The organism is Arthrobacter sp. C9C5 (genome assembly GCF_013359735.1).
Lineage (GTDB): Bacteria > Actinomycetota > Actinomycetes > Actinomycetales > Micrococcaceae > Arthrobacter.
On the sequence record NZ_JABFMX010000010.1, the window covers coordinates 147,186 to 156,799 of the forward strand.

Here is a 9,614-nt window from a genome sequence, read left to right on the forward strand (position 1 = left end):
CATGCAGAACCTCAATGTCGGCCTCATCGGAGGCGGCTTCATGGGCAAGGCCCATTCCCTGGCCTACGCCGCCATGCCCATGTTCTTTTGGCCGGCACCGGCACTCCCGGTCCGCAAAGTCATCGCTGAAGCCAACCCGGATCTCGCCGCCGAAGCGGCCCGCCGCTTTGGGTTCGAGAACTCCACCGCTGACTGGCGCACCATCATTGACGATCCGGACATCCACGTCGTAGACATCGCCACACCCAACCATCTCCACGCCGAAATTGCCATCGCCGCCGCTGAAGCAGGCAAACACATCATCTGCGAAAAACCGCTGGCCCGCACCGGCGAAGAATCCAAGGCGATGTACGACGCCGTCAAAGACAAGAACATCGTCCACATGGTCGCCTTCAACTACCGGCGCACCCCCGCAGTCGCACTGGCAAAGAAATACATCGAGGAAGGGGCAATCGGACAAGTCCTCAACTTCCGCGGCACCTATCTGCAGGACTGGAGCGCCGACCCGAACTCCCCCCTGTCGTGGCGCTTCCAGAAATCCATCGCAGGTTCCGGTGCCCTTGGTGACATCGCAACGCACGTCATTGACATGGCAAGGTACCTCGTCGGCGAGTTCAGCGCAGTCAATGCCGTCCTGTCCACCTGGATCCCGGAACGACCGCTCCAAACAGGCGGGGCGGACGCACTCGGCACCGTACGGGGCGGGGAGGGCCCCCGAGGCCAGGTTGATGTCGATGATGAAGTCATGACCATGATCCGCTTCGCCAACGGGGCCGTCGGATCCGTCGAGGCGACACGCAACGCTCATGGAAGGAACAACTACATAACCTTCGAAATCCACGGAACCGAGGGCAGCATCGTCTTCAACTACGAGCGGCGCGACGAACTGCAGGTCTGCTTCGCGTCCGACCAGGGCGACCGGCGCGGATTCCGCACCATCTACACCGGTCCGGCACATCCCTACGGAGAAGGACTCTGGCCGATTCCTGCCCTCGGCATTGGCTACGGCGAAACGAAGATCATCGAGGCCTATGACTTCTTCAAAGCCATCGCAGAAGGCGGCAGCGTAAGCCCCAACTTTGCAGACGGCTATCAGGTTGCCCTCATCGACGACGCGATCGTCGAATCAGCTGCAAAAGAATCCTGGGTCGAGGTCCCGCAGATCAGCGTCTAACACCCGTTCGGGGGACGGCGACTGCCGTCCCCCGAACCCCAAAACCGAGAAAGGGATGGAAACATGGCCCCCGCACTCCCAGCTCAACGCAACGCGGCAGAAGTCTGGCTGATGCCTGTCTTCATAGCCAAAGAAGGGCGAGGCGGCGAAGTGCGGGAAGCGCTCGCCAACCTGCAGTCAGTGAGCCGCAACGATCCAGGCTGTCTGGAGTACACCGTCTTTGCCAACGACCAGCGCTCCGGGACCTTCGTGCTGTTTGAGGGATGGAACAGCCGCCAAGACCTAGTTGACCACAACGACAAGAGCCACGTGAAGGATTTTGTGCAGATGGTGACGCCGCTGCTGGCCGCGCCGTTTTCGGTGACTTCTCTTACGCCGCTGGCCTGACAAGAGCCAGAGGTATCGCGGAAGGCATCCTTGCTGCGCCCATTGATGCCTCTGCCAAACCATCGAAGCAACATCTTGCCGGTTTCATCATCCATCCCAACACGCTGTAGGAGCCTGACATGCCCCGCCCGTACACCCTGTTCACCGGCCAGTGGGCCGACCTGCCCTTCGAGGAAGTCGCCCGGCTGGCCTCCGGCTGGGGCTACGACGGCCTGGAAATCGCCGTCTCCGGAGACCACCTGGACGCCTGGCGCTGGGACGAACCCGGCTACGTCGACGCCAAACTCGCCGTGCTGGACAAGTACAACCTCAAGGTCTGGGCGATCTCCAACCACCTCAAGGGCCAGGCCGTCTGCGATGACCCCATCGACTTCCGGCACGAGGCCATCGTCGGTGCCAAGGTCTGGGGCGACGGCGACCCCGAAGGCGTCCGGCAGCGTGCCGCCGAGGAAATGAAACACACCGCCCGCCTCGCCAAGGCCCTGGGTGTGGACACCGTCGTCGGCTTCACCGGCTCCTCGATCTGGCAATACGTGGCCATGTTCCCGCCCGTCCCGGAGAAGATGATCGAGGCCGGCTACCTGGACTTCGCCGACCGCTGGAACCCCATCCTTGACGTCTTCGACGACTGCGGGGTGCGCTTCGCCCACGAGGTCCACCCCAGCGAAATCGCCTACGACTACTGGACCACCGTCCGCACCCTGGAAGCCATCGGCCACCGGGACACATTCGGCCTCAACTGGGACCCGTCCCACATGATGTGGCAGGGCATCGACCCCGTCTCCTTCATCTGGGATTTCAAGGACCGGATCTACCACGTGGACTGCAAAGACACGAAGCTGCGCCCCACCGGCCGGAACACTGTCCTGGGCTCCCACCTGCCCTGGGGCGACCCCCGCCGCGGCTGGGACTTCGTCTCCGCCGGCCGCGGAGACGTGCCCTGGGAAGCATCCTTCCGCGCCCTCACCGCCATCGGCTACACCGGCCCCATCAGCATCGAATGGGAAGACGCCGGCATGGACCGCCTCCACGGCGCCCCCGAAGCCCTCGGCAACCTCAAAAAGTACAACTTCCCCGCCTCGAACACCTCCTTCGACGCCGCATTCAAACAATAAGGGGCGGCAATGGCCATTCCGGCCGCAGGCAGTGACAAGCAGGTCGGGACATAGGCACCACCGCTTAGGGAGCATCCACCTCCTGCGGGCTGATGTCATCGGTGTCAGAACCCGGTGGCCGGGTGCAACTGACGTGCTGGTGGCCGGCCAGCGGTAGAATGGACGGGCGTTCTACACCCCGTACAACACCGGCAGGCCTTGTGTTGCAGCCGCGCGGCACATTGAATCTCGGACGAGCTAGAAGGTCCCCAGCCAATGCAATACACACCTCACGGCGAGGTCACGGCCGGCGGTTCGGACGGAGCACCGCAGGGCCAGATCCTGCGCTACAGTGTTCCGGCGGGGCTAAGCCCGGAGGAAAAATTTGATCATTGGCGCAGCTGGTACGGCAGCGCCATTGACGCTCCTGCCCGGTTGGAAAAAATCGAAAAGTCAGTGCCGCCGGGTTTCAATCCGACCGCACTGGGCCTCGACGGTCCCGGGTTCAGCCTTGTTGATGTCACGAATGACGCTGCCAGTTGCCATTGGGACGGGGTTTCGTATCCCAGCGACTGGCTCCTGCATTTCAGGTCGTCGTGTGACAAATTCAGCTTCTCGGGGCACTCGGAGGCCGTCTCTGCCGGTACCGTCAGGTTCTTTGATCTTTCGGTGCCGGGCAACTTCTATGCGTCAGCCGGACTAAGCGCAGTGCGGTTGCATTTCGACCGCGAGCTGCTCGGCTTGGACGACACGTCAGTTAAACGGCTGCAGGGGTTGGCCGACATCAAGGAAAACCCGATTATGAAGGGGCTGGTTCTTCCAGCCTTGTCCGGCTGGCAGCGGACCGGGTTAGCGCAGGAGGTGCAACGACTTCAACCGGTTGTCCGGTCGATGATGACGGCCCTGATCAGTTCGTTGCTCGAAACCCCGGCCGATCCCCGCGACCTTAGGCTGGCCCGAATCGCAGCGGTCAAGAAGTTCGTGCGCAAGAACTTCAGAAACCCTGCCCTCACTGTTGACGAGGTCGTGACCTATTCATTTCTTTCACGCCGTGCCCTTTACTACCTCTTCGAAGGTGAAGGGCTCCAGGTGAGCGCACACATCCGCGCCCTTCGGACCTTGGAAGCCCTTGAGCTCCTCGCCGAAGCAACCGCCTGGAAACGCTCTCTGACGGACGTAGCGGGTGCCAGCGGTTTCACAAGCCTGCAAGCCATGCGACGTGCCATAAGGGAATTTACGGGTCTGTCGCTTCGGGAAGCGCAGGAGAAATCGGAAGTGCTGCGGATCCGATCCGCCGAATTGAGAAAACTGACCGAGCTGTGAACCGGTCGGACTGGAACCTCGCCTGGCAGCCGATCTCCCTGTGGCCCTGGACAGCCGGGAGCCCCATCGAACGGTATGCATACCCGGGATCGCTCCGCGGACAAATGCAGGGTCACAGACCTGACATCGAGTCGCAAGCAACAGCCGTCCTCATGAATTTCGGGAATCCGGGGCAGGACTGCCCTCTGCCGAGGACGGGACAAAGCGTTCCCGATTCCTTTTCTCTTCCCTAAAACTCTTGACGAGGCCGTACCCTTCCCCGTGGCCCAGCCGCGAAATAACGATCGGGCCGGACGGCAGAGCGACCCGGATGGTTTCCCCGGTGCTTCGTTTGCCGAGCGACAGCGCTTCGATGGATCCGTGCGGGGCATCGAAGAGTATTCGGGAACCGAGGACGCTCGTCTCAATGACGAGGAAGCGCCTGCTCGTAAGGACGACATAACCGGCGGCCTCATTCAGGTTCCCTTTCCCGACCGCCAGGACGGTTTCGCCCCGCGCCAGCAAACGGACCACAGCTCGAAACTCAGTCCGCCCGCCCAGGGTGAGCCCAGCCCGCAACGCGGCATCCTCAAGCCCGTGGTAGTCCATGACCCCCTCGGGCAGCTTTTCCTCAATGTTGGCCAGATGCCCATGGTTGAGCGGCCCCTGATCGGCCGTCCAGACCACGTCGGCACCACGCCCGGACAGTCGCACGGCAGCGGTCATCCGCACTGCGCGGCGTCGATTGCGGAGGGAGAACGGTACCGCGATATTGATGCAGTCCTCGTCGCAGAGCCTAGCCCTGAATCCTGCCTCGGCTGCGGCGCCGTGGAGGAGGTGACGAGCGGCGTCCACACTCGTGAGCATCGCCCAAAGGACGGTTCCGGCACCTGCTGTCATCTGAAGACCTCTCGCACAGTGGTGGAGTTGTGGCTCGTAGCCGGGAAGGTATCGCTGTAAGCGCCTGCAAGAAGAATGGGCCGGAGCGTTGGCCGGCTCCGCGGATTTGGGCCTTCATGTGACATATGACTCGGCATCTCCACTCGGTGACGGACGGTTCCGCCGTCTCCAATGGGACCAGTCCGCCGAAAGCACAGATGGCCGCCCCAAGAGGTAGCCTTGCCCGGTCTTCACGCCCAGGTCGGTTAAGGCCGTTAGCTCTGCAGGGGTCTCGATTCCCTCGGCGATCAGGTCTGCGCCGATTTGTGACGAGAAACCTAACATCGCTGTGCACAGGGCGCTCTGCTTCGGGTCGTTGTCGATACCCGCGATTATTGCCCGGTCCAGTTTGATTAGTTCCGGGTTGAGCTTCAGGATGTGGCGCATCGACGAGAACCCGGCGCCGACGTCGTCTATGGCTATGCGTAGGCCAGCGCTTCTCAGCGGAGCCAAAGCTGCTGCGAGGCGTACATAGTCAGCCACTGCTGTGCGCTCGGTGAGCTCCACAACGATTCGTTGAGGCGTCAGACTCGATTTCTCCACGATGTCACTTAGCTTCAGTTCAAGGCATGCCGATGGGGAGAGATTTACGGCGATATAGAGGTGGTCAGGAAGATCCGCAGCGGCGATCAAGGCTGTTTCCAGGGCCAGCAATTCGAGTTCAACACCTCGGCGGATTGAATCGGCGTCGTCAAACCATCGATCCGGGGACCTGCCAGGAGAGCTGACGAAGCGAGTGAGCGCTTCGGCGCCAATAACCTCGCCGGTTCCCAGATGACAGATCGGCTGGAACGCTGTGATCAGGGCCCGAGTGGCGATCAGGCGATCGAGACGCGCCGCGATCGTCTGGTCTGCGGGGCGCTGCACGGCGAAGTCTGCTGGCGGCCGTGCGATTCCTTGGAATCCTGTTCCCCGGCCCTCCACATCCGCTCGCCGCCACCCGACGACCTCTACGCTCCGTCGCTGGCCATCCCGGTGGCGGGCGGGAAGTATCAGTCCTTCTGGACCGGCGCCTGCCTCAGGCTTCCGTGCGGTCTTGAGGTCGGAAAGGTCGATGATCAGACTGCACGGGCGTCCCACGAGGTCGGAGGGCTCATAGCCGAACAACTCCCGGCTTGCCGGGCTCGAGAACGTGAACCGGCCGTCTGTTCCTACTGCCCAAAGCCAAACGTTGGTAGCGTTCAGGATTGCGTCCATCAGTCTGGCGGTTGTCGACGCCTCAAGACGGTCCCTGCGCTGTTGCCGGACAAGGCTGCCGGCCGCATGCAGAAGAACCGGCACGAGCAGAACTGAGGCGAGGGCGGACACTTGGGCTGGGACCCCGAGGCCGTTCCAAGGCACGAGGCCGAACAATAGAGGCAGAAGAATTGATAGGGCCGATGCCAGCCAAAGTGACAGAACGGGCAGGAACCATCGACCCCACGCGGATGTTTGGGATTGGCTGGTGGCTTTCGGTACTGGGGACATGCGAGCCTTCTTCTTCCGTCGCTCAATGCGGATTTAATCCTACGGATCTGCATCGGCGGTCTGTCTGCCTTCGCCGTGACGCGAAGGTGTACGTCAAGGGTCGCGCCGGCCGAATTTCATTCCGGCCGGCACGCTCCCTTTTCAGGCGAGGTCGCATTCCCGTGTGGTTCCATAGGGGACGTCCGGGCTCAGGCTTACTGTGAACGAGTTCGACCCATGGCGGGTCACGAGAATTCCGTGCTTTCCTTCAACCAGCGCCCGCGCCCGTGCCTGTTCCTCAGCGGCATCGAGGCGTTCGGCTATCAAGTGGGGCTCATCTGCTGTGACGTGGTACATCATCCCGGCGGCGGTGGTCATAGATCGTTCCTGTTCTGGTAGCGCTCAAAGGCAGGGAGCTCTCTCGCCCGGCGTCCCGGTGCGGAGCCGCTAGTGCGGCTCTGCAAGGGCTGTACAGATCGAGCGTGGCCATCGCGAAACCTATGGCAGCTCGGACCCGAGTTGCTCGGCCGAGCCGTGTGCCCGCCTTGAAAAAATCCTACGATCCGTGGTCGTGCAAGAATGCCGTGGTTGTTCCAAAGCGTGCACCCTTTGATCTCGGACCGATCGATTCGTGCAAGACGTGTCCGGGCCGGGCGAAATGGGCTGTTTCGTGAGATGAATATGAACTTCGATGACGAAAATCTGACGCCCGGGAGCTCTCGGAGCGTTCCCCTGGGCGGCAGCTCTTTCGCCACGCCCCGTGGGAGGGGCGCCGTGACACTTGTCCAGCCAGTTCCCCCTTGACTTCTCTTCTGACCATCGTCAGTCTTTCGACAACAGGACGGGCATCCGTCCGCTCCTGGCACAGTGGAGGATGCTCATGTCTCGTGCCACGTCGCTGATGCGTTCCGCAGCCTCCGGAGGCCGCGTTACACGGCTGGAGCTATTCTTCGATCTGGTCTTTGTGTTCGCGCTGTCGCAGCTTTCCCATCATTTGCTGGAGCAACCTTCATGGGGGGCGGCCGGTGAGACATTTGTGCTTCTTCTTGGGGTCTATAAGGTGTGGGTGTATACGACCTGGGCGGCTACGTTGCTGGACACTTCGCGGTTTGAGGTGCAGTGGATGCTACTGGTCGTCATGCTGATCACACTGTTCATGAACGCCTCAATCGGCTCAGCGTTTGGCGCCTTCGGCTGGCTCTTTGCCGCGAGCTATCTCCTGGTCCAGCTGGGCCGGGGTGCATGGTTACTCACTGTCGGACTTGACCGCACCACCCACAACCATTTCGTGCGCACGCTGATCTGGCAGTGTATGAGCGCGCCGTTTTGGATTGCCGGCGTCTTTTTCGGTCCGGGGTCCCGCCTGATGTTCTGGGGTGTCGCTGCCGCAATCGATCTGGGCGGCCATATGCTGGCTCACCGCTTGCCTGGACAGAAGACAGAAGGAAGCCGGGTCCCGCTGCCGGGAGAAAGGATCTTTGAGCGGTTCGGGTTGTTCTACCTGATCGCGCTTGGCGAGACGATCCTTTCAACCGGTCTGGCGATCGCCGGCAACCTGGAGGACCCTTTGATATTTGTGACCGGAACCGTAAGTTTGGCCGGAAGCGTCGCGATCTGGTGGTGCTACTTCTATAGCCTCGAACAGGAAATTCTGAAGAAGCTTGCGTCTGTGGATGATCAGTTCCGACCCGGCATCTTGGCGGGCAACACCTTGGTCGTGCTACTGGCGGGCCTGATCTTGGTGGCGGTGGGTGATCAGCTCGCCATCAGCGATCCGGCCGCCCGCCCCGATGTTGCCACCGTTCTGTTCCTTTTTGGCGGGCCGGCTCTCTTCCTTGCCGGCCGTGGCTTTTTTATCCGGCGGGTACTGGGCCACCGCCAACCATCTGATCTCGCCGGCATCGGAGCCTTGGCAGTGCTGGCAAATCTGAGCTTTCTCCTCCCGGCCTTCGTTGCCGCTATGGGCGCCGCGCTCCCCCTCATAGGTGTGGCAGTCGCAGATGCCGTGAACCGCCGCCGCCGAACGCAACAAGGAGCCCGCTGAGGCGGAGGGCCGGATCCTGCCAGCAGACCATGAAGGACGCAGTGCCGTTGCACTTTGAGAACGCTGGCTAGGAACGGAGGTGAAATGATTATGAAAAGCTTGGTGACCCACGGCCCTGCGGGGTCTGCCCAAGAGCCCGCACTAAGCGAGGGCATGCCCCAAGGCCTCCCAAACTGCCGCACCCCGCATTGACACCCTTTCATGGCCGCAGTCGTCGAGAGCCCCATCACCGGCGGCGCCTCTCAGAACTCCGTTTCCGCGAACTCGCCGGAGCCATGCTCCAACCAGGGAACCATAGCGACGGCACCGACATCGGCCGGCTCAGCCAAGCAAAGGCGACGGCGTCACCGGACACCGACCGTCGCCTCCGCTTGCGGGCAAGCCGATTATTGTCGGCGGCGGGGCGGTCCTATGGAACCGGCTGTAGTGTCGACCACATCCTACGAGGCCAAGGCATTCGACATGGAGATGCCCTTACGCATTGCGGCCCAGAAACTGCCCGACGCTGTGGTCCTGCCCGTCGATCAAGAGGCTTACCTGGCGGGGTCTGGAACGGTGGTGGCCACCCTACGCGAGCAGCCCGGCGCCACCGTGCAGGTGCTGGGTTGTGCCGCACTTAGGCTACTCAGATGGAGTTGGCTGGCTCGGAGCCCGCTACGCGGCGGCTCACAGCGGCTTACCTGTCGGCGTTGAAGGATCTTCGTCGGGCGGTGGCTGAATCAACGGCCCAAGCAACGAGGCCAGGCAAGCTCGCAGAGCTGAGCGCCGTCCGTTCTGCATGATCTTGCGTGGAAAAGCCTGTGAATAAAATCATTGCCTAGCAGAGTCAGGACGCTGCGAAGTTGGCTGAAGTTAGGGGATCCCAGGGGCGCTGTCCCCTCGCGCCTTGGGGGTAACGCGTCGGGGACAGCACCTAGGAAGAGGCTACCCGGGGCTAAGAAGCAGCCCTCACTTCGTGGAAATCCTTAACGTTTTCTTTACGTCTCCCAACAAGAAACCCGCGACAGTCGCTGCGACTGGGGGGGTTTTTTGGGCTCTAGACGCTGAGCGTCAGGCCTGGCATGCAGTAGGTCCTGCAGCAAATGCCGTGGACTGATCAAGTACCGGCGCTGCCGCATAGAGCGATAGAAACCATCAGTGAGTTCTGCAAGCTGGCTCCATCGTTTTTGAGACCAAGAAGCCAGCCTGCGGGGGTGCGCCCCCGAACGCGGTCTGGCCTGCCCCCCCC

General features: G+C 61.9%; 8 protein-coding genes and 1 pseudogene. 6 read left to right on the top strand and 3 right to left on the bottom strand.

Annotated features, from left to right (window positions below; translation table 11 throughout):
• The first annotated feature begins 1 nt into the window (after nt 1).
• The 4 genes from HNO80_RS10040 to HNO80_RS10055 all read left to right on the top strand — a co-directional run bounded on the left by HNO80_RS10040 (nt 2) and on the right by HNO80_RS10055 (nt 3,978).
• The gene (locus tag HNO80_RS10040) at nt 2-1,174 is read left to right on the top strand and encodes a levoglucosan dehydrogenase (RefSeq protein ID WP_175322705.1); all 1,173 of its coding nucleotides are present in this window, start codon (nt 2-4) and stop codon (nt 1,172-1,174) included.
• 63 nt (nt 1,175-1,237) lie between these two features.
• The gene (locus HNO80_RS10045) at nt 1,238-1,561 is read left to right on the top strand and encodes a putative quinol monooxygenase (protein ID WP_249777269.1); all 324 of its coding nucleotides are present in this window, start codon (nt 1,238-1,240) and stop codon (nt 1,559-1,561) included.
• 119 nt (nt 1,562-1,680) lie between these two features.
• Nucleotides 1,681-2,676 (top strand): sugar phosphate isomerase/epimerase family protein, encoded by a 996-nt coding sequence (locus HNO80_RS10050; RefSeq protein ID WP_175322706.1) that lies wholly within the window; start codon nt 1,681-1,683, stop codon nt 2,674-2,676.
• A gap of 255 nt (nt 2,677-2,931) precedes the next feature.
• Nucleotides 2,932-3,978, top strand: a complete 1,047-nt coding sequence (locus HNO80_RS10055; RefSeq protein ID WP_175322707.1) for a helix-turn-helix domain-containing protein — start codon at nt 2,932-2,934, stop codon at nt 3,976-3,978.
• Between the two features lie 150 nt (nt 3,979-4,128).
• On the opposite strand, the gene HNO80_RS10060 is transcribed toward HNO80_RS10055, so the two are convergent.
• The 3 genes from HNO80_RS10060 to HNO80_RS10075 form a co-directional block, all read right to left on the bottom strand.
• A complete protein-coding gene (locus HNO80_RS10060; RefSeq protein WP_175322708.1) occupies nt 4,129-4,857 on the bottom strand; it encodes a hypothetical protein in 729 nt (242 codons plus the stop codon).
• 114 nt (nt 4,858-4,971) lie between these two features.
• Complete coding sequence (locus tag HNO80_RS10065) at nt 4,972-6,093, bottom strand: sensor domain-containing phosphodiesterase (RefSeq protein ID WP_249777270.1); 1,122 nt, start codon at nt 6,091-6,093, stop codon at nt 4,972-4,974.
• Between the two features lie 411 nt (nt 6,094-6,504).
• The gene (locus tag HNO80_RS10075) at nt 6,505-6,720 is read right to left on the bottom strand and encodes a hypothetical protein (protein WP_249777271.1); all 216 of its coding nucleotides are present in this window, start codon (nt 6,718-6,720) and stop codon (nt 6,505-6,507) included.
• Between the two features lie 502 nt (nt 6,721-7,222).
• On the opposite strand from HNO80_RS10075, the gene HNO80_RS10080 reads away from it, so the two are divergent.
• Complete coding sequence (locus HNO80_RS10080) at nt 7,223-8,386, top strand: low temperature requirement protein A (protein ID WP_175322709.1); 1,164 nt, start codon at nt 7,223-7,225, stop codon at nt 8,384-8,386.
• Nucleotides 8,387-8,750: 364 nt separating this feature from the next.
• A pseudogene (locus HNO80_RS10085) lies at nt 8,751-8,992 on the top strand (Y-family DNA polymerase); the annotation flags it as partial.
• Nucleotides 8,993-9,614: the final 622 nt, after the last annotated feature.